Origin of the sequence: Aquamicrobium segne (assembly GCF_042656785.1) — a bacterium.
Lineage (GTDB): Bacteria > Pseudomonadota > Alphaproteobacteria > Rhizobiales > Rhizobiaceae > Mesorhizobium > Mesorhizobium segne.
This window is the reverse complement of the sequence record NZ_JBHSLL010000003.1, coordinates 140460-164121: the sequence shown is the minus strand read 5'-3', so window position 1 is coordinate 164121 and position 23662 is coordinate 140460. Positions and strand designations below refer to the sequence as shown.

General features: G+C 54.5%; 22 protein-coding genes and 1 tRNA gene. 12 read left to right on the top strand and 11 right to left on the bottom strand.

All coding sequences use genetic code 11. The features are described 5' to 3' along the window. Positions 1–78: 78 nt before the first annotated feature. The 5 genes from ACFPLB_RS01220 to ACFPLB_RS01200 all read right to left on the bottom strand — a co-directional run bounded on the left by ACFPLB_RS01220 (position 79) and on the right by ACFPLB_RS01200 (position 4737). Positions 79–1116 carry an Ldh family oxidoreductase gene (locus tag ACFPLB_RS01220; protein WP_378227420.1) on the bottom strand — a complete coding sequence of 346 codons (1038 nt, stop codon included), beginning with the start codon at positions 1114–1116 and terminating at the stop codon, positions 79–81. Positions 1117–1183: 67 nt separating this feature from the next. After that, entirely contained in the window at positions 1184–2029 is an 846-nt protein-coding gene (locus ACFPLB_RS01215; RefSeq protein WP_378227419.1) for a metal ABC transporter permease, read from the bottom strand. Then, positions 2026–2886: a metal ABC transporter permease gene (locus ACFPLB_RS01210; protein ID WP_378227418.1), complete on the bottom strand. Its 861-nt coding sequence runs from the start codon at positions 2884–2886 to the stop codon at positions 2026–2028. Before ACFPLB_RS01210 ends, ACFPLB_RS01215 begins: the two co-directional genes overlap by 4 nt. Further along, a complete protein-coding gene (locus ACFPLB_RS01205) occupies positions 2883–3791 on the bottom strand; it encodes a manganese/iron ABC transporter ATP-binding protein (RefSeq protein ID WP_378227417.1) in 909 nt (302 codons plus the stop codon). The genes ACFPLB_RS01210 and ACFPLB_RS01205 overlap by 4 nt, the downstream gene beginning before the upstream one ends. 13 nt (positions 3792–3804) lie before the next feature. Further along, positions 3805–4737: a metal ABC transporter substrate-binding protein gene (locus ACFPLB_RS01200; RefSeq protein ID WP_378227416.1), complete on the bottom strand. Its 933-nt coding sequence runs from the start codon at positions 4735–4737 to the stop codon at positions 3805–3807. Here ACFPLB_RS01200 and ACFPLB_RS01195 point away from each other — a divergent pair. Then, entirely contained in the window at positions 4664–4873 is a 210-nt protein-coding gene (locus ACFPLB_RS01195) for a hypothetical protein (RefSeq protein WP_378227429.1), read from the top strand. The two genes, ACFPLB_RS01200 and ACFPLB_RS01195, sit on opposite strands and share 74 nt — an antisense overlap. 50 nt (positions 4874–4923) lie before the next feature. Then, positions 4924–6624: an adenine deaminase gene (gene ade, locus ACFPLB_RS01190; protein ID WP_378227415.1), complete on the top strand. Its 1701-nt coding sequence runs from the start codon at positions 4924–4926 to the stop codon at positions 6622–6624. A 33-nt stretch (positions 6625–6657) separates the two neighbouring features. Here the strand turns inward: ade and selD are convergent, their stop codons facing one another. After that, positions 6658–7713, bottom strand: coding sequence for a selenide, water dikinase SelD (gene selD, locus ACFPLB_RS01185; RefSeq protein WP_378227414.1), 1056 nt, complete (start codon positions 7711–7713; stop codon positions 6658–6660). A 198-nt stretch (positions 7714–7911) separates the two neighbouring features. Here selD and fdnG point away from each other — a divergent pair, with 198 nt between their 5' ends. The 8 genes from fdnG (at position 7912) to ACFPLB_RS01145 (ending at position 17902) form a co-directional block, all read left to right on the top strand. After that, positions 7912–10992: a formate dehydrogenase-N subunit alpha gene (gene fdnG, locus ACFPLB_RS01180; protein ID WP_378227412.1), complete on the top strand. Its 3081-nt coding sequence runs from the start codon at positions 7912–7914 to the stop codon at positions 10990–10992. A gap of 13 nt (positions 10993–11005) precedes the next feature. Further along, positions 11006–11983 carry a formate dehydrogenase subunit beta gene (gene fdxH, locus ACFPLB_RS01175; protein WP_378227410.1) on the top strand — a complete coding sequence of 326 codons (978 nt, stop codon included), beginning with the start codon at positions 11006–11008 and terminating at the stop codon, positions 11981–11983. Further along, positions 11980–12723, top strand: a complete 744-nt coding sequence (locus ACFPLB_RS01170) for a formate dehydrogenase subunit gamma (protein ID WP_378227409.1) — start codon at positions 11980–11982, stop codon at positions 12721–12723. Before fdxH ends, ACFPLB_RS01170 begins: the two co-directional genes overlap by 4 nt. 210 nt (positions 12724–12933) lie before the next feature. Next, entirely contained in the window at positions 12934–13851 is a 918-nt protein-coding gene (gene fdhE / locus ACFPLB_RS01165) for a formate dehydrogenase accessory protein FdhE (RefSeq protein ID WP_378227407.1), read from the top strand. A gap of 4 nt (positions 13852–13855) precedes the next feature. Next, positions 13856–15259: an L-seryl-tRNA(Sec) selenium transferase gene (gene selA, locus ACFPLB_RS01160; RefSeq protein ID WP_378227406.1), complete on the top strand. Its 1404-nt coding sequence runs from the start codon at positions 13856–13858 to the stop codon at positions 15257–15259. 18 nt (positions 15260–15277) lie between these two features. Further along, positions 15278–17200, top strand: a complete 1923-nt coding sequence (gene selB / locus ACFPLB_RS01155; protein ID WP_378227405.1) for a selenocysteine-specific translation elongation factor — start codon at positions 15278–15280, stop codon at positions 17198–17200. A gap of 16 nt (positions 17201–17216) precedes the next feature. Then, positions 17217–17312 (top strand) — tRNA-Sec (locus tag ACFPLB_RS01150). Positions 17313–17434: 122 nt separating this feature from the next. After that, positions 17435–17902: a Ros/MucR family transcriptional regulator gene (locus ACFPLB_RS01145; RefSeq protein WP_378227404.1), complete on the top strand. Its 468-nt coding sequence runs from the start codon at positions 17435–17437 to the stop codon at positions 17900–17902. Between the two features lie 107 nt (positions 17903–18009). On the opposite strand, the gene dnaQ is transcribed toward ACFPLB_RS01145, so the two are convergent. Genes dnaQ through ACFPLB_RS01120 form a run of 5 tightly spaced genes read right to left on the bottom strand, consistent with a single transcriptional unit; the run spans position 18010 to position 21605 of the window. Continuing rightward, entirely contained in the window at positions 18010–18708 is a 699-nt protein-coding gene (gene dnaQ / locus ACFPLB_RS01140) for a DNA polymerase III subunit epsilon (protein ID WP_378227403.1), read from the bottom strand. After that, complete coding sequence (gene coaE, locus ACFPLB_RS01135) at positions 18701–19303, bottom strand: dephospho-CoA kinase (protein WP_378227402.1); 603 nt, start codon at positions 19301–19303, stop codon at positions 18701–18703. The genes dnaQ and coaE overlap by 8 nt, the downstream gene beginning before the upstream one ends. After that, complete coding sequence (locus ACFPLB_RS01130) at positions 19300–20154, bottom strand: shikimate dehydrogenase (protein WP_378227401.1); 855 nt, start codon at positions 20152–20154, stop codon at positions 19300–19302. The genes coaE and ACFPLB_RS01130 overlap by 4 nt, the downstream gene beginning before the upstream one ends. Continuing rightward, the gene (locus ACFPLB_RS01125) at positions 20147–20746 is read right to left on the bottom strand and encodes a Maf-like protein (protein ID WP_378227400.1); all 600 of its coding nucleotides are present in this window, start codon (positions 20744–20746) and stop codon (positions 20147–20149) included. The genes ACFPLB_RS01130 and ACFPLB_RS01125 overlap by 8 nt, the downstream gene beginning before the upstream one ends. 37 nt (positions 20747–20783) lie before the next feature. Continuing rightward, a complete protein-coding gene (locus ACFPLB_RS01120; RefSeq protein WP_378227399.1) occupies positions 20784–21605 on the bottom strand; it encodes a pyruvate, water dikinase regulatory protein in 822 nt (273 codons plus the stop codon). Positions 21606–21995: 390 nt separating this feature from the next. Here ACFPLB_RS01120 and hemE point away from each other — a divergent pair, with 390 nt between their 5' ends. Both hemE and hemJ read left to right on the top strand, forming a co-directional pair. Further along, positions 21996–23027: a uroporphyrinogen decarboxylase gene (gene hemE / locus ACFPLB_RS01115; protein ID WP_378227398.1), complete on the top strand. Its 1032-nt coding sequence runs from the start codon at positions 21996–21998 to the stop codon at positions 23025–23027. After that, complete coding sequence (hemJ, locus tag ACFPLB_RS01110; RefSeq protein ID WP_378227397.1) at positions 23027–23560, top strand: protoporphyrinogen oxidase HemJ; 534 nt, start codon at positions 23027–23029, stop codon at positions 23558–23560. The genes hemE and hemJ overlap by 1 nt, the downstream gene beginning before the upstream one ends. Positions 23561–23662 lie beyond the last annotated feature (102 nt).

Genomic DNA, 23662 nt, shown 5'->3' with positions numbered 1-23662 from the left:
TTTCTCTTCCGCTCTGGCACTCGCAGCAACCGTTATCTTCTGGCTGTGATCAACGAGTCCTGAGCCTAGTCAGTAGCTTCAGGAAATAGCCGCCAGCCCCACTTCCTCCAACCGGTCAAGTTGCGCCGATTCTTCGGCGCTCAATGCAATACCTTCAGCCAATGTCTGCTTGCGGGCTGCAAAGCGCCGCTGTGAAGGCAGGCGTGCACCTTGTCCGACAATGGCTTCAAACAGCACTTCAGCCCGCGCAAAGGGATCGCCCGGCCGGCCGGCGGCAAAACGTTCGGGGCTCATGGCGATAATCAATTCGCCATGGCGCGGGGCCAGCGTGGTGGTGCCCAGAAAATCCAGGGCTTCCTTGCTGGTAAAATCACCGATCATGATGCCAGCCAGCAATTCAATCATGGTCGAGATGGCCGACCCCTTATGGCCGCCAAATGGCAGCATGGCGCCAGCAAGGGCAGCTTCCGGGTCGGTGGTAGGCTTGCCATCGACATCAATTGCCCAGCCTTCAGGCAATTGGCGGCCTTCGCGGCGATAAAGCTCAATCTCGCCGCGTGCTGCAACGCTGGTGGCAAAATCAAACACATAAGGCGGCTTGTCTTCGCCACGCGGCCAGCCAAAGGCAAAAGGGTTGGTGCCAAGCAGCGGCTGGCTGCCGCCGCTGGGGGCAACCGTGGCATAGCTGGGGCACATGGCGATTGCCGCCACACCCAGCCCATTCAATGTTTCCACCTCCGGCCACAGGGCAGAAAAATGGGTGCAATCATTGATGACAAGGGCTGCAATACCAAGTTTTCTGGCGCGTTCGGCAAGCGCAGGAGCGCCAAGCGCAAAAGCTGCACAGGAATAAGCACCACCTGCCCCCACACGCAAAATTGCCGAACCGTCATCTTCAAGCACGGGCTTTGCATCAGGCGACACCTTGCCGGCCTTGAGCGTGCGCAGGCAGCCTTCAATGCGGTAAATACCGTGTGATTTGCAGCCGTCACGCTCTCCGGCCACAATCACGCTGGCCAGTGCTGCGGCATGTTCAGGCGAAAGCCCGCCTTTGCCGAAGATAGAAGCAACCCGTGCTTCCAGTTTCGCAACACTGATCACGACGGTTTTGCTCATGGCAGCGCCTGCTCCTTTGTCACTGGTCTGTGCCTGTTATCTGTATTGTCGCAAGCAGGCTGCTTTTTCAAGCCGCAGGCCCGCCAGACACAGGCGCCCTTCCGGCAATGGAGTATAAAAAAGCGCCCAGAAAAAGAACCGTCATGACCAGCACAATGGTTGGAGCCGGTGCACTGTCGATAAAAAAGGACGCATAAACACCGATGAAGGATGAGACCACCCCCACCAGCATGGCAACACACAACATGCCGGAAAAACTGCGCGCCAGAAGAAATGCAATAGCTCCCGGTGCAATCAGCATGGCAATGGCCAGAATAATGCCAACGGCCTGCAAGGCACCGACGATTGTCAGCGAAATCAGCGCCAGCAATCCATAATGCAGCACCCCCACCGGCAGACCGGCCACCTGCGCCTGCCCGGGATCGAAGGCATGGAGCAAAAGATCACGCCATTTTACCAGAACGGCACCGCTGGTCAAAACAGCGATGGCGGCAGACAGCGCAATATCATGGCCCGACACGCCCAATATATCGCCAAACAATATATGGTCGAGATGCACATCGGTCTGCACCTTGACGTAAAGCACCAGCCCCAGCCCAAACATGCCGGAAAAGACGATGCCCATCACCGTATCCTGCTTGATACGGCTGTTGTCTTTCAAAAACCCGGTGGCGACAGCGGCAAACATACCCGCAGCAAAGGCGCCGATCGCATAGGGAAAGCCGATAATATAGGCAATCACCACGCCCGGAAACACCGCATGGCTGATGGCATCGCCCATTAGCGACCAGCCCTTGAGCACCAGAAAACAGGACAAGAGCGCCATCGGCAACGCCACAAGCACAGCAATGATCATAGCGCTGACCATGAAATCAAAGCGAAAAGGCAGGCCAAGCGTCTCAATCAGGCTCATGGCGCAGCCTCTTTAAGTGTAATAGCCGCCTTCCGCCGCGCGGCCAGCCAGCCATGTTTGGGAGCAAGCAGGAAGGCGGCAAGGAAGATAAGCGTTTGCATCACCACGATGATGCCGCCCGTCGCCCCATCCAGAAAATAGCTGATATAGGCACCCAAAAAACTGGTGAGCGCGCCAATAGCGACAGCCAGCACCAGCAGGCGTTCAAACCGGTCGGTCAACAGATAGGCGGTGGCACCTGGCGTCACCACCATGCAGATGACCAGAAACGCCCCCACCGTCTGCATGGCGGCCACTGCGCAGGCTGAAAGCAGGGAAAAAAACACCACTTTAAGCGCTGTCGGATTGAGGCCAATCGTGCGGGCATGGCTTTCATCGAAGAAAGTGACCATCAAATCCTTCCATTTGAACAAAAGCACCATAAGCGAGACGAAGCCGATCAGCGCCAGTTGCAACGTATCTTGCGGGGTGATGGCCAGGATATTGCCCAGCACAATGGTCTGGATGCTCACCGGCGTGGGCGAGATCGAGATCATGAACAGGCCCAGCCCGAAAAAGGCGGAAAATATCAGGCCGATAATGGCATCTTCCTTCAGCCGTGTGCGCTGGTTGAAAAACAGCATGGCAGCCGCCGCCAGCCCGCCGGAAAAGAAAGCGCCGATGGAAAAGGGCAGGCCCAGCATATAGGCCCCGGCCACACCCGGCACGATGGAATGCGAAAGCGCATCGCCGATCAGTGACCAGCCCTTGAGCATCAGATAGCACGACAGGAAGGCGCAGACCCCGCCCACCAGTGCCGACACCCACATGGCGTTGACCATGTAATGATAGGAAAACGGCTCTAAAAGCAGGCTCATTTGGCGTCTCCGCCAAGCTTGTGTTCCATATTGTCCTTCTCGCCATAAAAGACGAGGGGCCGCTCATCATCAGAAAAAACGGAAAGGCGGCGGCGGTCGTCATCGTCATGCAGATGTTCGCCACCCAGCACGAAATGGCGCAACACGCCGCCAAAGGCGGCTTCCAGATTGGCTTGTGTGAAAACCTCGCTGGTGAGGCCATAAGCCAGCACCGTGCCTTTCAAAAGAATGGTGCGATCACAAAATTCCGGCACGGAACCGAGATTATGGGTGGAAACCAGCATCACCCTGCCCTCGTCACGCAATTGACGCAACAGGACAATGATCTGCTCTTCCGTTTTGACATCAACGCCGGTGAATGGCTCATCAAGCAGGATCACACCGCTGTCCTGCGCCAGCGCCCGGGCCAGAAACACACGCTTTTTCTGCCCCCCGGACAATTCGCCAATCTGACGCTTGCGATAGGCGCTCATGTCAACACGGGCCAGTGCAGCAGTCACCGCCTCATGATCGCTGGAGCGAGCCATGCGCATCATGCCCATATGGCCATAACGGCCCATCATCACCACATCTTCAACCAGAACCGGAAAATTCCAGTCCACTTCTTCCGCCTGCGGCACATAGGCGACAAGATTTTGACGCAGTGCCTGTTTTACCGGCAGATCAAGAATGGAAATTGTGCCCTTCGCCAGTTTTGCAAAGCCCATGATGGCTTTAAACAGGGTGGATTTTCCTGATCCATTGACGCCGACAAGAGCGGCAATCGTGCCTGTCGGTATTGAAAAGCTGGCATTTTGCAGCGCCGTATGCCCATTGCGATAGGTAACGGTTGCGTCTCTCACCATAATGCCCGATTGCGCATCCGAGGATGGTGAGTTGGCCTGTTCTTTTACAGAGGCTGTCACTTTACCGGTTCCCTTATGGTATGTCTGTCCGTGTCAACCCCTTGACGATGGTGTCGGACGTTACTCGCAGCAGATCCAGATAGGTCGGCACCGGGCCATCCGTGTCGCTGAGCGAATCGACATAAAGCACACCGCCATACTGAGCGCCGGTCTCGCGCGCCACCTGACGGGCTGGCTTGTCGGAAATGGTGCTTTCTGAAAAAATCACCGGAATGTTATTTTCACGGACCGCATCAATCACTTTCCTGACCTGCTGCGGGGTGCCCTGCTGATCGGCATTGACGGGCCACAGATACAGTTCTTTCAAATCAAAATCGCGGGCCAGATAGGAAAAAGCACCCTCGCTCGACACCAGCCAGCGCCTGTCTGCAGGAAGGGCATCAAGTTCAGCCTTGATCGGACCAATCATGGCCCTGATCTTGTCTTTATAGATTTCTGCATTTTCTGTGTAGGTTTCCGCATTTTCCGGGTCATATGTGACAAAGGCATCACGAATATTATCAACGTAAATCAGCGCTGCATTTGGCGACATCCAGGCATGCGGATTGGGCTTATCCGTATAAGGGCCTTGCGAAATGCTGATCGGCTCCACGCCATTTGAAACGACAACATCTGGCACATCTTTCAAATTCTGGAAGAATTTTTCAAACCAGAGCTCCAGATTCAAGCCGTTCCATAAAACAAGATTTGCGCCTTGCGCCCGCAAAATATCGCCCGGTGTGGGCGCATAGCCATGGATTTCTGCACCCGGCCGGGTGATGGATTCCACGATAGCGGCATCACCGGCAACATTTTTTGCCATGTCGGCAATCACCGTAAAACTGGTCACTGCCTTGAATTTTTCTGTCGCGTGAGCGGGTGCATGAACAGGCATGATCGCCAACAATGCAGCAAACACACTACCTGTCAGCCCGGCCAATAAAGAGCGCCTTTTCAGGAAAGACATTAAGATTTCCTTGGATATTAAAATTGCTGTAGCCTTACTTATGCTATTGAGAATGAATTGCAATAAGAAAATAGCACTTAAATCAGATAACGCCTGTTTTATGGATATTCGTCCAAACACCTTCCCAGCATCTTGAAACATGCTGTACCTTTGCGCTGATTTTCAAAGATTGATGGAGCAGCGATAATGGCGACAAGACTGGGGCAGATGATCGATCAGGGCGCAGGACGCGAACCGGCTGATCTGGTGCTAAAAAACGGCCGCTTCTTCGATCTTGTCAGCGGGGAACTGGTTGAGGGCGACATTGCCATTTGCGGTGATCGCATTGTCGGCACCTGTGCTTCTTACAAGGGCGTGAAGGAAATCGACATTTCCGGGCGTATTGCCGTGCCCGGCTTTATCGACACGCATCTGCATATTGAATCTTCACTGGTCACACCGCAGGAATTTGACCGCTGCGTGCTGCCGCGTGGCATCACAACGGCCATCTGCGATCCACATGAGATTGCCAATGTGCTGGGACTGGAAGGTGTTACCTATTTCCTCGACAGTGTAGCGCACACCATCATGGATATTCGGGTGCAACTGCCAAGCTGTGTGCCGGCCACGCATCTGGAAACTTCTGGCGCACAACTGACCATTGATGATCTGTTGCCGCTGGCTCATCATCCAAAAGTAATCGGCCTTGCCGAGTTCATGAATTTCCCCGGCGTTCTGGCGCGTGACCCGCACTGCATGGCCAAGCTGGAAGCCTTTCAGGAAGGGCATATTGATGGTCATGCACCGCTGTTGAGCGGCTATGGGCTGAATGGTTATCTTGCTGCCAAAATCCGCACCGAGCATGAGGCGACTTCCGCAGAAGAAGCGCTGGAAAAACTGCGCAAGGGCATGTATGTTCTGGTGCGTGAAGGCTCGGTCTCAAAAGATCTGGCCGCCTTGCTGCCGATCCTGACCGAGCGCAATTCGCCTTTCCTTGCACTGTGCACCGATGACCGCAATCCGCTCGATATTGCCGATCAGGGGCATCTCGATCACATGATCCGCACCGCCATTGCCGCAGGCGTCGAGCCGCTGACCATTTACCGGGCGGCTTCCATTTCAGGAGCGCGCGCCTTCGGGCTGTCAGATCGCGGCCTGATTGCCCCCGGCTGGCGGGCCGATCTTGTGGTGCTTGATACGCTGGAAGATTGCCATGCACAGATGGTGTTTTCGGCAGGACGCCTCGTTGATGATGCGCTGTTTGCTGCCCGCCAGCCCGTGGCCCCGGTCGGGCGTCACAGCGTGCGGGCGCGCCCCGTTGCAGCCGCCGATTTTCACATTCGCTCCAATAATGGCCATACCCGCCGTACCATCGGCATTGTTCCGGGCAAGATCATTACCCGCGATCTCGAATTTGACCTGCCCGTCGGTGAAAACGGCTTGGAAATCAGCCTTGCCGATGATGTTTTAAAGGTCGCTGTTGTGGAACGGCATGGCAAAAACGGCAATATTGCCACCGGCTTTGTCCATGGCTTTGGCTTGACGGCAGGGGCCATTGCCTCAACCGTCAGCCATGACAGTCACAATATCTGCATTGTCGGCTGTTCGGATGAAGATATGGCGCTGGCCGCCAACCGGCTGGGCGAAATCGAAGGCGGTTTTGTCGTGGTGCGCGATGGACAGATATTGGCCGAACTGGCCCTGCCCGTTGCCGGGCTGATAAGTCTCGACCGCTATGAAACCGTGCGCGACAAGCTGAAGGCGCTGCGCGCCGCCGCCCTGCAACTCGGCTCCACACTGGAAGAGCCGTTTTTGCAGCTTGCCTTCATTGCCCTTCCGGTCATTCCCCATCTTAAAATCACCGATATGGGGCTGGTCGATGTCGATCGCTTTGAATTTGTCCAATAAAGCGGCCTACGTCCTTCTGGATGCACGGCGTTCTCAAGTCTCAACAATCAGCCGGGCAGGCCCGCTTTCCACATGTCCGACAAGCGCTGTGCGGGGATAGCCTGCCGTCTTGATGCGCTCGATCAGGGTTTGCGCCATGGCAGGATCGACGCTGACAAGCAGCCCGCCGGACGTCTGCGGATCGGTCAGCAGATGTCGCTGCCAGTCTGGCATGTTTTGCGGCAAACTCACCTCATGCCCATAGCTTTTCCAGTTGCGATGGGAAGCGCCTGTTACAAAACCTTCTTGAGCCAATGCGGCAGCCTGAGCAAAAAACGGCACATATGATGCGTTCAGCCTGATGGTGACACCAGAGCCGCGCGCCATTTCAAGCCCGTGGCCCAGAATGCCAAAGCCGGTCACATCCGTCATCGCATGTACGTTGTTTTCAGCCCCAAGCTCGGCTCCGATCCGGTTGAGCAGCGTGGTGGAAGCCAGCATTTCCTCATAGGCTGCTGGCGCCAAAGCCTGCTTCTTGATGGCAGCAGAATAGATGCCAACGCCAATAGCCTTGGTCAGGATCAGGCTGTCGCCTGGCCGAGCCGCATCGTTGCGACGAATTTGTGCGGTCGGGCAGGTGCCGATCACCGCCAGCCCATAAACAGGTTCGGGACAATCGATGGAATGGCCCCCGGCAACCGGGATGCCGGCCTCAGCACAGATTGAAGCACCACCGGCCAATATCTGGCGAATATCGGCAGGGTCCATCTTGTCGATCGGCATGCCGACAATGGCCAGCGCAAAGATCGGTGTGCCGCCCATGGCATAGACATCGGAAATGGCGTTGGTGGCGGCAATGCGCCCAAAACTTGCCGGGTCATCAACCATCGGCATGAAAAAATCCGTCGTGGCAATCACCGAGGTTGTGCCGTCAAAGTCCCACACGGCTGCATCATCTGCCGTGTCAGTGCCAACCAGCAGCGAGGCGTAAGGGCCTGCCTTGGGCATTTCGCTTAACAGATCCTGAAGCACGGCAGGCGCCAGCTTGCATCCGCAACCGCCACCATGAGCAAGGCTGGTCAGTCTTGGTTTTTCAGCAGAACTACTCATGCAGAACCCCATATCTGATGCTGTAACCACAGTAACTTCTTGCATCAACAACAGTACAGAACAAGCTTTAATAAACATGACTAATTATATCATATTTATATACTTTGACAGAATGCCGCAGCAGGCGTAGCCTTTATTTCACAGTTGGTCTGAATTCTGATCGACCAAAGAGTCAAATTGCCAAGGAGGAGGTCTCCCATGAATATGGAAATCTCGCGGCGTAACTTCCTGAAAGGAGCCGGGGCCGGTGTCGCTTTGACGACGCTGGGCGCATTTGGCTTTGGGGAGGCAGAGGCCGCATTTGTTGAAGGGCTGCGCGCCTACAAACTTGCAGGCACCACCGAAACACGCAACACCTGCCCCTATTGCTCGGTTGCCTGCGGCGTCATCATCTATTCAAAGGGAGATCTGGCGCAGGGTACGGCCAGGGCCGTGCATCTGGAAGGCGATGTCGACCATCCCACCAATCGCGGCACGCTGTGCCCCAAGGGTGCGGCCCTGCTCGGCTTCATTCAGGCTGAAACCCGCCTGACCACCCCGAAAGTGCGCCATCCCGGCTCCGACCGTTTTGAGGAAATCTCCTGGGACGAGGCGCTGGATGATATTGCAAGGCTGATGAAGAAGGACCGCGACGCCAACTTCATCGAGCGCAATCAGGCTGGCGTAACGGTCAATCGCTGGACGAGCACCGGTTTTCTTGCAGCTTCCGCGACAACCAATGAGACGGCATTTCTGACCTATAAGGCTGTACGATCGACAGGCATTGTTGCCTTCGACAATCAGGCGAGGGTCTGACACGGCCCCACGGTGTCCAGTCTGGGCCCAACTTTCGGTCGTGGTGCAATGACAAATTCGTGGACGGATATCCGTAACACGGATCTGGTTATCATCATGGGCGGCAATGCCGCCGAAGCACATCCTTGCGGTTTCAAATGGGTGACGGAGGCGAAAGCCAACCGTGGCGCCAAGCTGATCGTCGTCGATCCGCGCTATACGCGCTCGGCAGCCGTTTCAGACTATTACGCCCCCATTCGGCAAGGCTCCGACATCGCCTTCCTGCTTGGCGTCATCAACTATTGCATCAACAACGACAAGGTGCAGTGGGATTATGTGCGCGCCTTCACCAATGCCTCCTATATCGTCAAGGATGGCTTTGACTATCAGGACGGGCTGTTTACCGGCTATGATGAGGAAAAGCGCGATTACGACCGCCAGACTTGGGATTATGTCATCGGCGAAGATGGCTATGCACAAGTTGATGAAACATTGCAAAATCCACGCTGTGTGTGGAACCTGTTAAAACAGCATGTTTCGATCTACACGCCCGAAATGGTCGAACGCATTTGCGGCACACCGAAGGAAAAATTCCTGAAAGTATGCGAAATGATCGCCGAATGTTCCACGCCGACAAAGACGATGACGTCGATGTATGCACTGGGCTGGACACAGCATTCCAAGGGTTCGCAAAACATTCGCTGCATGGCGATGCTGCAGCTTATCCTCGGCAATATCGGTGTGCGTGGCGGTGGCATGAATGCGCTGCGTGGCCACTCCAACATTCAAGGGCTCACCGACATCGGCCTGATGTCGAATCTGATCCCCGGTTATCTGAATATTCCCAATGAAAAGGAGACCAGTTACGACAGCTATATCAGTTCGCGCGGCTTCAAGCCGTTGCGGCCGAACCAGATAAGCTATTGGCAAAATTACGAAAAATTCTTCGTTTCGTTCCAGAAAGCGATGTGGGGCAAGGCTGCCACACCGCAAAATGACTTTGCCTATGATTATCTGCCCAAGCTCGATGTGCCCGCCTATGACGTGTTACGGGCCTTCGAGATGATGGATCAGGGGCAGATGCATGGCTATTTCTGTCAGGGCTTCAATCCCTTGCTGGCCTTTCCCAACCGGGGCAAGATCGCACGCTCCTTGTCGAAGCTTGACTATCTGGTCGTTATCGATCCGCTGGAAACCGAAACGGCCCGTTTCTGGGAAAATCACGGCATCCACAATGATGTGGAGACAGAAACGGTCCAGACCAGAGTCTACCAGCTTCCTTCCACCTGCTTTGCAGAAGATGAGGGAGCGCTGGTCAATTCAGGGCGCTGGCTGCAATGGCACTGGGCGGCACAAAACGCACCAGGCCAAGCCAAGCATGACACCTGGATCATGGCACAGCTTTGGCTGCGTCTGAAGAAGCTCTATGAAGAGGAAGGCGGTCCCTTCCCCGATGCCATGCTCAATCTTCACTGGCCCTATCAGGATCCGGGCAATCCGCATCCGGCCGAACTGGCAAGAGAGATGAACGGCTATGCCGTCACCGATCTTGTCGATCCGGACGATCCGACCAAGGTGGTGCTGGAAGCTGGCAAGCAGGTTCCGGGCTTTGGCGCCTTGCGTGATGATGGCTCCACCGCCTGTGGCTGCTGGATCTATTCCGGCTGCTACACCGAGGTCGGCAACATGATGGCGCGGCGCGACAATAGCGATCCTGATGACACCGGGGCCTATTCGAACTGGTCGTTCTCATGGCCTGCCAATCGGCGCATTCTCTATAATCGCGCTTCTGCCGATCTCAATGGAAAGGCCTGGGATCCAACCCGCAAGCTCATTGAGTGGGATGGTGAAAAATGGAGCGGTTATGATGTGCCCGACATTCCAGTCACCGCCCATCCACGCGATGTCGGACCGTTCATCATGAATGCGGAAGGGCAATCACGCCTGTTCAGCCGTGGTCTGATGCGTGATGGACCATTCCCGGCGCATTACGAGCCGTTTGAATCGCCGGTGGCCAATGTCGTGGCCCCTGACATACGCGGCAATCCGGTCGCCCGGGTGTTTTCCAGCGATTTGGAGACTTTCGGTGATGCGCAGGAATATCCTTATGCAGCAACATCTTACCGGCTGACCGAGCATTTCCACTACTGGACCAAGCATGTTCAGGTCAATTCCGTTCTCCAGCCAGAATTTTTTGTCGAAATTTCGGAGGAACTGGCAAAGGAGAAGGGCATTGCCAAGGGCGGCTGGTGCCGGGTGTGGAACAAACGTGGCTCCATCTTTGCCAAAGCGCTGGTTACCAAACGCATCCAGCCGCTGATCTGCGATGGCAAGCCCGTCCATGTGGTCGGCATTCCGCTGCATTGGGGCTTCCTTGGCAAGGCGAAAAAGGGCTTTGGTCCAAACTCGCTAAGCCCGTTTGTGGGGGATGCCAATATCGAAACGCCGGAAACCAAGGCGTTCCTGGTCAATATCGAGCCGTCTGACGGCCCGGCGGCAGTATAGGGAGGATGATGCCATGACAATCAACGTCAACCCTCCTGTCGCTCCCGATGTAACCATGCAAATGGGACCGCAGGACTATATCAGGCGCTCCGCCTCCTCCGTTCCAGAGCCGGCGCGCCAGCTTGAACCGGTTGCCAAGCTGATCGATGTTTCCAAATGCATCGGCTGCAAGGCCTGTCAGTCGGCCTGTTATGAGTGGAATGATCTGCAGGAAGAAATCGGTTTCAACACCGGTGTCTATGACAATCCGCTCGACCTGACGCCGGATAGTTTTACGGTGATGCGGTTTACCGAATGGGTGAACCCTGAATCGGAAAATCTCGAATGGCTGATCCGCAAGGATGGCTGCATGCATTGTGCCGATCCGGGCTGTCTGAAAGCATGTCCGGCCCCCGGCGCCATCGTGCAATATTCCAATGGTGTGGTGGATTTCATTCAGGAAAACTGCATCGGCTGCGGCTATTGCGTGAAGGGTTGTCCCTTCGATATTCCGCGCATTTCCAAGGTCGATAACCGGGCTTATAAATGCACCTTGTGTTCCGACCGTATCGCGGTCGGGCAGGGGCCTGCCTGCGCAAAGGCCTGCCCCACCAAGGCCATTGTGTTCGGCACCAAGGACGAGATGAAGGCTCATGCGGCTGACCGCATCGAAGATCTGAAATCACGCGGCTATGACAAGGCCGGGCTTTACGATCCGGCTGGCGTTGGCGGCACCCATGTCATGTATGTTCTGCAACATGCCGACAAGCCGTCAATCTATGCCGGACTGCCGGACAATCCGCGCATTTCACCGCTTGTGGAAGCGTGGAAGGGGGTCAGCAAATATGCCGGTTTTGCCGTCATGGGCTTTGCGGCTGTTGCCGGCGCCCTGCATCTGGCCGTCTCGGGGCGCAACCGGGTAACTGTTGCTGATGATGAAGATGCCCGCCATCTGGTTGAAAACGCCCCCGGCACAGAAAGGCTCGATCCCGACAAGGAGACGCTCTCATGACCGACAGCACCTTGCACGGCCATAATGCGCCAAAGGCGAGCAAAGACGAGATTGACCATGGTGATCGCCTTTTGATGGGGCGCAAGATCGTGGTCAATCGCTACACCAGATGGGCCCGCCTCAACCACTGGATCACGGCCATCAGCCTGATCCTGCTGGCCCTGTCAGGAATGGCGCTGTTTCACCCCTCGCTCTATTGGCTGACCGCCCTGTTTGGCGGTGGGCAATGGACACGCACACTCCACCCATGGATTGGCGTGGTCCTGTTTATCTCCTTTACCGGCCTGTTCATCCGCTTTTTCAGGCTGAACCTGCCGCGCCGCGAAGACGGGCAATGGGTGGCGCAGCTTGGCGATGTCTTGAAAAGCAATCCCGACAAGGTACCTGAAGTCGGCAAATATAATGCCGGTCAGAAATTCATCTTCTGGGCCATGTCCTTGCTGATCATCATTCTCATCATTACCGGTCTGATGATCTGGGAGCGTTATTTTTCCCATTATCTGACCATTCCGCAATCGCGTGTGGCGGTGCTGGTTCATTCCATGGCCGCAATTGCCATCATCTGTGTGTGGTTCATCCATGTCTATGCCGCCTTCTGGGTGGCAGACACGTTGCGCGCCATGACACGCGGCCATGTCAGCGGCGGCTGGGCCTGGCGTCACCATCGCAAATGGTTACGCGCCCTTGCCGCCTATGGCGGGGAGCGTGACAAAAAACCTGTATCCAAAAAGCAGGTCTGACTTATCAAAATGCCGTCGTTTTAAAAGCGGCGGCATTTATTGCAACCGGGCAGCAAGAATACTCTAAGCTCTTGTTTTAGCCGCATTTTGCAGCCAGATGGTTCCATCTGGCTGCAAAATGCTCAAAAACCTGTCTCTCAAAACTGGTTTCCAGTTCGGGAAACAGGCTTTAAAATGCCCCGTGGCCGGTGCGGCTCGAGGAGAAATCGCATGTCTCGCAAAAATCCCATTCCGGGAGATATGACGGCAATCGGCGAAATGAGAAACCCGCCTTTTGCACGGATGCCCGATCCGGTTCGCCTTTTTGAACGCCGCGCAAAGCGCTTTCATCAATTTTCCAGCCCTGACGGCATTGGCCCTTATCTTGATTTTCTGGCTGGCATTGCCGGAGCGCAGCAGAAACTGGCAGGAGAACTGCCTGAACCTGCCCCGCTTGACGAGGCAAGGCTGCAACGGGCGCTGAACCATGCCATACCGCCGCTTGATCGCAATGCTTTCAAAGCCGATGTACAATTCTGGTCACTGACTGACCAGCTTTTTGGCCAGTTGGAAAGTTTAAAAAAGCCGGCAGCAGCACAAGCAGCCCTGTCAAAAGTGCAAAAAGCCGACAAGGCTGCTCTCAACACCATGATCGCCGATCTGATGGCCGATTCCGTCCCGGTCGAGGCCATGGCTGAATATGCTTATGTCGCAGCCACCCTCCAGCTTTTCTTTGTTTGCGCGGCTGCCGTGTTGCCGGAAAAAGAATTGAAACCGGTAGGGGATGGTGCCTGTCCGGCCTGCGGCGGGCCGCCGGTTTCTTCACTCATCGTTGCCTGGCCACATGCCAACGGCAATCGCTTCTGTTCCTGCGCATTATGCGGCACCTTATGGCACCATGTGCGCATCAAATGTGCAATCTGCTCATCGACAAAGGGAATCCGCTATCAGGAGATCGAAGACGGCCCCGGTTCCATCAAGGCGGAAACCTGCGATGAATGCGGCTGCTACGTCAAAATCTTCAATCAGCAAAAAGACAGCTCGCTTGATCCTTTTGCCGATGATGTCGGCAGTCTCGGGCTTGATCTTTTGATGCGGGAAACAAATTTCCGGCGCGGTGCATTCAATCCATTCCTGCTGGGCTATTAGCCTTATGAACACAAATTTCCGTGCCATCCCCTCCACTGACAGCGTGTTGCAATCCTCAACCGGACAGGCGGCAGTGCAGCGTTTTGGCCATCAGCAAACGATTGCCCATATCCGTGCCCTGCTGGAGCAGGAGCGGGATGCAGTGCGCCAGAACGGCAAGCTGCGGGATGCCGAAACCCTTGGCGCGCTGGTGCTAGGCAATCTGGAAGCCACTTCACAGGCGGCCCTGCGGCCGGTTTTCAACCTCACCGGCACAGTGCTGCACACCAATCTGGGCCGGGCACTTCTGGCAGAAGAGGCTGTTGAGGCGGTAATTGCTGCCATGCGCGCACCGGTGGCGCTCGAATATGATCTTGCAAAGGGCCAGCGCGGCGAGCGTGACGACCATTTGCGGGCGCTGATCTGCGAACTGACCGGCGCAGAAGATGCAACCGTGGTCAATAATAATGCTGCTGCGGTTCTGCTTGTTCTCAATACGCTGGCTGGCCATGGTGGGGGAGCCATCGTCTCGCGCGGCGAACTGGTTGAAATTGGTGGCGCTTTCCGTATGCCCGACATCATGGCGCAAGCAGGCGCACGCCTGATTGAGGTCGGCACCACCAATCGGACCCATGAGAAGGATTATCGCGCCGCCCTTGAACAGGAAAATGTTGCTCTCCTGCTGCGGGTGCACACCTCCAACTACCGTATTGAAGGGTTCACCAGTGCGGTTCCAGCCGCCATTCTGGCAAGGCTGGCCCGCTCATCTGGCATACCGCTGGTCAATGATCTTGGCTCCGGCACGCTGGTTGATCTGTCCCGCTGGGGCATCAAGCGCGAACCGACCGTGCGTGAGGCCATCGCTGAGGGCTGCGATCTTGTCACCTTCTCCGGCGACAAGCTGTTGGGTGGGCCACAGGCAGGCTTTATCATTGGCAAAAAAGAGTTGATTGCCGCCATCAATCGCAATCCGATGAAGCGGGCATTGCGCATCGACAAGATGCGCATGGCGGCACTGGAAGCAACTCTGAAGCTGTATCGTAATCCCGACCGGCTGGCGCAGCACCTGCCTACCTTGCGCCTGCTGGCCCGTAGCCATGAAGACATTGCGACCCTTGCCCGCCATATGCAGCCGGCTGTTGCCGCAGCACTGGGGCCTGCTTGCAAGGTATCCATCATCGACTGTGCCAGCCAGATCGGCTCTGGCGCCCTGCCTTTAGATATGCTGGCATCTGCCGGGCTGGCGCTTTGCCCTATAAAAGGCACTGGAGCAGCACTGGAGCAACTGGCAACACGCCTGCGCCAATTGCCCATCCCGGTTATTGGCCGCATTACCGAAGGCGCGCTGGTGCTTGACCTGCGCTGTCTGGAAGATGAGGCAGGTTTTATTGCCAATCTTGCGGGATTTTCCAATGTCCGGCTCATATAAAAGGCAAGGGGCCAGACCATGATCGTCGGCACAGCCGGTCATATTGATCATGGCAAAAGCGCGCTGGTTCGCGCTTTGACCGGCATTGAGCCTGACCGGCTCGCCCAGGAAAAATCCCGCGGCATCTCCATTGAGCTTGGCTTTGCCTATCGCACATTTCCCAATGGCAAGCGCATTGGTTTTGTCGATGTTCCCGGCCATGAGCGCTTCATTCACACCATGCTGGCGGGCGCTGCCAGCATTGATTTTGCCTTGCTGATTATCGCCGCCGATGATGGCGTGATGCCGCAAACGCGCGAGCATCTGGCTATTTTGCAGCTACTCGGCCTCCGGCACGGACTTGTCGTGATCAGCAAGGCTGATCTGGCCGATGATGAACGTCTTTTAGCCGTCGAAATCGAGATTGAAGGCCTGTTGGCAGGGACGCTATTGGAAGGCGCTGAGGTGCTGGCTGTTTCCAGCCTGACCGGTCAGGGCATGGCGGAACTGGAACACAGGCTGATGCAGGCCGCAGAAATGATGGGGCTTCGCAATGCCTCTGGCCTGTTTCGCCTGTCGGTTGATCGCGCCTTTACCCTTTCAGGTGCGGGCACGGTGGTGACTGGCAGCGTCCTTTCAGGGCAGGCAGAAATTGGAGATATGGTACGCATCAGCCCCAGCGGATTAACAGGCCGTATCCGCTCCATCCATGCGCAGAATGAAAAGGCTGAGCGCACTCATGCTGGCGACCGCTGCGCGCTGAACCTTGTTGGCGATGGCATCGGGCGTAATACCATCGCACGCGGTGATATGGTGATTGATCCTCTCCTTCATGCGCCAACGACCCGCATCGATGCCGAACTCGATATATTGGCAACCGAGCCACAGCCGATCAGCCAATGGTTTCCGGTTCATCTGCACCATACGGCAAACCAGATACCGGCGCGCATTGTTTTGTTGAGCGATGAGCCAATCCAGCCGGGATATAAAAAAATCGTGCAGCTTGTGCTGGAACGCCCCATAGCAGCCAGTGTCGGAGACCGCTTCGTCATTCGCGACACATCAGCCCGCCGCACGATTGGTGGCGGCCGCTTTCTTGATCTTAAAGCACCGGCCCGGCGGCGACGTTCACCTGAGCGGCAAGCGCAACTGGCTGCACTTTCTGCCACTGATCCGGCTATCGTCCTTGCCACCCTTCTCGGCACCTCGCCTTTTTGGATTGATTTTGATCAGTTTGCCAAAGATCGGGCACTTGGTCCGAATGAGAGAGCGCGGCTTGCTGAGACTGTCATCCTGATCCCGCCAGAAAATGGAACAATTGCAATAGCGCCGCCGCGCTGGCTGCGCTTGCGCCAACGCATTCTGGCAGATCTTGAAGCTTATCACATAGAAAACCCGGATCAGCCGGGCATTGGACTGGAGCGGTTGCGAATAGCGGGCGAAATAAAGCCACCTGCACCCATTTTTCGTCTCATCCTGCAAGGTTTGCAAAGGCAAGGTAAAATCTCGCTCGATGGAGCATGGGTTCGCTTGCCCGGCCATGCGGTGCAGTTTGCTGAGGAGGACGAACCCATATGGAACCAGATCTGGCCCCATCTTGTCGGTGCGGAGCGTTTTCGCCCGCCCCGCACCCGCGACTTTTCAACCATGACCGGGCTGAGCGAACAGAAGATGCGCGATCTGCTGAAAAAATCAGCCCGCATGGGGCTGGTTCATGAAGTTGCCCATGACAGTTTTTTTGCCCGTTCTGTTTTAGCCGACATCGTTAAAATCATGCGCGATATAACGTCCACGAGGCCAAAGGGCGAATTCATCGCTGCCGATCTGCGGGACCGGCTGGACAATGGCCGAAAGGTCTCTATTGAAATATTAGAGTTCTTTGACCGCCATGGCGTGACAATCCGGCGTGGTGACCTGCGCCGCCTCAATCCGCACAGGCTCGACCTGTTCGGTGCACCATGACCGGCAATGCTCTAATGGAGGAGAATCGTCCCCGGTGGGGCGTCCGGACTTCAAATCCGGGTGGGGCTGCGAGACAGTCCCAGGTGGGTTCGACCCCCACTCTCTTCCGCCAGTTTTATAAATAATCATTTTAGGGCCAGGACCTGTCCCCAGAACCTGTTTTTAAAGATCAACACTGTTGCTTTTAAGTTCACAACAGTTTTAAAAACAAGAAGGGCGGACAGGAGATTAAAAATGGCTGAACAAAATAATCCTATTCCACATCCTGAACTAGATATTGAACTGACCGCGGATATTGTTTCCGCCTATGTATCCAATAATCCGGTTCCGGCCAGTGAACTTGCCGCTCTTATCGCCAATGTTCATGCATCACTGAAACTATTGGCTGGCGGAGCTTCGGCTCCTGTTGAAGAACCTCAAAAACCGGCAGTCAATATCAAGAAATCTATTCATGACGATTATATTATCTGCCTGGAAGATGGTAAAAAATTCAAATCGCTCAAGCGACATCTTGCGACCTATCATGGCCTGACCCCGGAAGAATATCGGGCCAAGTGGAATTTGCCGGCCGACTATCCGCTGGTTGCTCCAAATTACGCTATTGCTCGCTCCAATCTGGCAAAACAGATGGGCTTGGGACGAAAAAAATCCACTGGCCCTACATCTGAAGTCAAAAAACGCGGGAGCCGCAAAACGACCTAATGCATTTTGTGAGTACAGATGGAATCATCTGACGCAAGCACAATGCGGTTAAAACAAGAGTTTGGAGCCTTTTGCAGTCAGCCGATTCTGTCTGACTGCAAGAACCTTTAAAAAATCTGTCGCCAGATGGCTTTTTCACCAATGGTTTCAACCAATTGGGCGTGCGCTGCCCGCTCATCCTGACTTAGGCGCGAGGGCAGGGCGGCAGGGCGCGCATCAATCTTTATTGCAACCGTGCTTGTGCTGGTCTGTTCTGCTGTTGTCTCGACAACGACATCCAGCCCCAGCGCGGCCTGTTTTCCGCCAATAAGCTCGATATAGACTTCAGCCAGAAGCTCGGAGTCAAGCAAGGCGCCATGCCTGGTGCGGTGGCTGTTGTCGATGCCATAGCGGCGGCACAGCGCATCAAGTGAATTGGGCCCCATCGGATGTTTGCGCTTGGCCAGAACCAGCGTGTCCACCACCAGTTCAGGCATAATGGGCGGATGACCAATCCGGGCAAATTCGGCATTGATGAAATTAATGTCGAAACTGGCATTATGCGCCACCAGCTTTGCACCTTCGATGAAAGCCATGAACTCTTCCGCAATGCCGGGAAAATCCGGTTTGTCAGCCAGATCTTCGGCACTGATGCCATGCACCGCCTGCGCTTCAGGATGAATTGGATGCCCCTGCGGATTGATATAGCAATGGAAGCTGCGCCCGGTTGGAAAGCGGTTTACCAGTTCGATCCCGCCAATCTCGATAATACGATCCTCGCGTGAATCCAGTCCTGTCGTTTCCGTATCGAAAATGATCTCACGCATCGGGTAACTCCTCAATATCAGACAATTCGGCAATGATTTTGCGGATATGGGCGCGGGTAGTGTCAAATCCCTGACTTGTATCCAGAACATAATCCGCCAGCCGACGCTTTTGAGCATCCGGCATCTGCCGTGCCAAAATTGCCTCAAACTTTTCAGGCGTCATGCCGGGCCGTTTCAACACCCTTTCGCGTTGCAGTTCAGCCGGGGCAGAAACAACAATAATTTTATCCACCCGCTCGCTGCCGCCTGTTTCAAACAGGAGCGGAATATCAAGAACAGCAAGTTTTGCGCTTAAGCCACGCTGTGTTTGTAAAAATCTATCCGCATCTGCTTGCACCAGCGGATGAACAATGGCTTCCAGCCGCTTTATCGCCGCTGCATCACCAAGCACCATCCGACCAAGAACTTCACGATCCACGATTTTATTTATAGTGCTTCCGGGAAATTCTGCCTCAACCAGCGGTGCAGCCACCCCGGCATAAAGACGATGCACGGCTTCATCCGCATCATGAACCGCAATCCCTTCCTCGCGAAACATCGCACCTGCCGTTGATTTGCCCATACCGATGGAACCGGTAAGGCCAAGCACAATCATGTGGCCACTCCAAGATCATTCAAAATAAGCCTGCGCAATTCTGGCGTGACCTTGGGGCGTGTTCCAAACCAGCGTTCAAAACTGGGAACAGCCTGGTGCAGCAACATGCCAAGACCATCAACGCAGCGCAGGCCGCGCTGGCGAGCAGCTGCCAGCAAGGGCGTTTCCAGCGGCACATAAACAATATCGGTGACAATGGCCGTATCAGGCAGAAGCATCGGATCTGCTGGCAACCCTTCATTACCAGCCATGCCTAACGCTGTGGTATTGACCAGCAGACCGGCATCAGGCAGCAAATCACCAACTTCTTCCAGACGATGGGCTGAAATTCTGTCTGAAATGCCGCCGCCAAAGCGATCGCGCAACTCTTGTGCGCGCTTAAATGTGCGGTTGACGATGCGAATATCGCGCACGCCACGCTCTTTCAAGGCATGGATGATAGCGCGCGCCGCACCACCAGCCCCCAGCACAATAGCGGCTCCATTATCGGCCCAGCCTGGTGCATGTTCATCCAGATTGGCAGCAAAACCATGCGCATCCGTATTGCCACCCCACAGACGACCCTTTTCAAACCACAGCGTATTGGCCGCACCGATCAATTCAGCAGCCTCATCGCGATGCGCAACCAGTTCAAAGATGGCTTCCTTGTGCGGAATGGTGACATTGCCCCCGCAAAAGCCATTTTTTTGCAGATCCGCAATAAAATCTGTCAGATTTTGAGGCGCAACATCGATTGCCTCATAGCTGCCCGATAAATTACTGGTTTTCAGCCAATGAATATGGATTTTTGGCGAACGCGAATGAGCGACCGGGTGGCCAATAATAAAAGCTTTTTTTTCAATATTACCCATCAATGACTCCCATATCGCGTAATTTTGTCAGAAGCGGCATCAAAGGCAGACCGACAATCGTAAAATAATCGCCCTCGATCTTTTCAAAAAGCTGAATACCTTCACCCTCAATCTGATAGGCGCCGACACTGGACAAAGCCTTGTAGCCGACCCGCGCCAGATGCCGACCGATAAAAGCCGGGTCAAGCGCACGCATGGTCAAATTGGCAATGCCAATATGCGTCCATAAAACCTGACCATCACGAACCAGAACGGCTGCGCTGTTCAACTGATGGGTCTTGCCCGATAGGCTCAACAGATGACGGCGCGCCCCTTCCATATTGGCAGGCTTGTGAAAGATTTTATCACCCAAAGACAAGGTCTGGTCACAGCCCAGCACCAGCGCACCGGGCCGTCTTTTACTCACCTCGACAGCCTTGGCTTCAGCCAGAATGGCTGCCACATCTTCAGGCGAAACGCCACTATCAGCCAATGGGGCTTCCACGGCACGCTCATCAATTTCAGCAGGTACCGCCTCAAGATCAAGACCGGCATTGACCAGCATCGCCTTGCGAAACGGACTGCCAGAGGCAAGGATCAGTTTTTCTGCCATGAAGATTTTTGCCTTGATTGTAGCCCGTTGCAAGGATTTACCGGCTCTTAGCCCGCAGGGCAAGAATGGCAGCCGCCGTTTCCTCAATGGAGCGGCGGCTGACATCAATCATTGGCCAGTTATAACGGGTACAGATCTGGCGCGCATAAGAAAGCTCTTCGGAAATTGAAACACGATCCACATAGCTGCCACCTTCAAAAGTGCTGGTGGTGCCAAGCGTGCGGTTCTGGCGAATATGAGAAATGCGCTCTGCCGTTGCCACCAGTCCGACAATCAGCGGTTTTTTGGCCTTGATAAGGCTTTCAGGGATCGGAACCCCGAGCACAATGGGAATATTGGCAGTTTTAATGCCCCGATTGGCCAGATAGATGCTTGTTGGTGTCTTTGACGTGCGCGAAATACCAATCAAAACAATGTCAGCTTCTTCCATGTCAGCCGGCAATTGCCCGTCATCATGCTCCATGGTAAAATTGAGGGCGTCGATCCGGCGGAAATATTCCTTGTCCAGCACATGCTGCGCTCCAACCCTGCGCCCCGCCGGTGTTCCCAGATAAGACTGAAAAACGGCCAGAACCGGCTCCAGAACCGAAACACAAGGCAGGCCCATTGCCGCACATCGCGCATCAATAAGGCCGGAAAGTTCCTGATCAACCATTGTGTATAAAATAATGCCGGGTTGGTCTTCGATCTCCTCAAACACCTGCAATAGCTGCTTTTCATTCCGGATCAGCGGATAAGTATGCTCGATGACGCCCGCATTTTTATATTGGGCGGAAGCAGCACGGCCGGCGGCCAGCAGAGTTTCGCCAGTCGCATCAGAAATCATATGAAGATGAAAGAAACTCTGCGGCTTGTTCACATTATACATCCAGGTCTGTGGGCGAGTGTGGACAAGAGGGGAGGAAACTCGTTCTTGTTCAAGGCACATGTATTAAATGCCGACTTGTCCACAATTTGGTCCGGCGTGAATCTGTTTGCCAGGCTGGGGACAAGAGTGGGAATAAGAAAAACCGCTATTTTAAAATCCACAGCCAGAATTTTTTAGTTTTGCCCAAATCTTTTTGATTCAATTCGGGTTTTGATCCTTGTCCCCAATATTCTACAATTTTTAATGAGGACAGTCGCGACAATATGCTGAATGGCCTTTTGGCTCAAAAATCTGGAAAACTCATAATCATCGATTCTAACAGACTCATAGAATCAGAAGAATCTTTCATTCAAAGATTTGTTTTTAAGTTTTGGAGACGCTATGAGCGCCGACCGGAAAATGATGCGAGTTTTAAAGGGTGAAACAGTTTTTCCACCTCCCTTATGGATGATGCGTCAGGCTGGTCGCTATCTGCCCGAATATAAAGAAGCACGCAAAGAAGCCGGATCATTTCTCGACCTGTGCTATAATCCTGACCGGGCGGTGGAAGTGACATTGCAGCCGATTGAGCGCTTTGGCTTTGACGCATCGATCCTGTTTTCTGATATTCTTGTTGTGCCACATGCGTTGGGCCGTGATTTGCGCTTTGAAGAAGGACGTGGACCGCTGATGACACCGATCACGGTTGGTGAAATCGAGGCGCTCCACGCAGAAGCGTTTCACGTGAATCTGGAGCCTGTTTATGAAACAGTGCGCCGATTGCGCCAGAAATTGCCACAGGAAACCACGCTGATCGGCTTTTGCGGGGCGCCATGGACAGTCGCCACCTATATGATTGCAGGACATGGAACGCCCGATCAGGCTCCGGCCCGGTTGTTTGCGTATCGTGAGCCGGAAGCTTTTAAAAAACTTCTTTCCATTCTGGCCGATCAATCGGCAGAGTATCTGATCCGCCAGATCAAGGCGGGTGCTGATACGGTTCAGATTTTTGATTCCTGGTCAGGGGTTCTGGATGAAGCTTCTTTTGAGGCTTTTTGTGTAGAGCCAGTTGCCCAAATCGTGCGCAAGGTTCATGAAATCTATCCTGAAATTCCCATTATCGGTTTTCCAAAAGGGGCAGGTGCTCTTTATGCAACCTATCGGGAAAAAACCGGAGTGGCAGCACTTGGGCTTGATTGGTCAGTGCCGCTTTCTCAGGCAGTCGAATTGCAAAAGCAGGGGCCGGTACAAGGTAATCTTGATCCCTTGCGGCTCGTTGTCGGCGGCAAGGCTCTGTCTGACGGAGTGGCGACAATCCTTGATGCGCTAAAGGACGGGCCGTTTATTTTCAATCTTGGACATGGCATCGTTCCTCAAACGCCAATTGAGCATGTTGAAGCGATGGTGCGTCAGGTTCGTGGGGAAATGGGCTGATGAAAACGACTGTACAGGCAAGCAATCATAATGCAGCCTGGCGGGCTCTGATATCGGTTGTCATCCTTATTGCGCTGACATTTGTACTTTTTCTTTTTGCCCCTGAGGAAAGTTACGACTGGATCAAGGCAGCCCATGTGATTGCGGTCATCTCATGGATGGCCGGGATGCTTTATCTGCCTCGCCTGTTTGTCTATCACGCAGATGTTGAAAAAGGGTCTGCCCAGTCTGAAACCTTCAAACTGATGGAACGGCGCTTGTTGCGCGCCATCATCAACCCGGCCATGATGGCAAGCTGGATTTTTGGGCTATGGCTGGCCTGGAGCAGGTTTGGCTTTCAAGGTGGCTGGTTGCATGCCAAGATAAGTTTTGTTTTGATCTTGTCGGGTGTTCACGGCTATTTGTCGGCTGCAACACGCAAATTTGCCGAGGATCGGAACGAAAAAACAGCCAGGCATTGGCGGATCATCAATGAAGTGCCAACTGTGTTGATGATTGTGATCGTCATTTTGGTGATTGTAAAACCGTTTTAAATCTTTGTTTTAACCGCATTGTGTTTGCGCCAGATGGCGCCATTTATGCTCATAAATGTTCTAAAAGCCCTTATTGCGCTCTGGCTGGCATAAGAGTAAAAG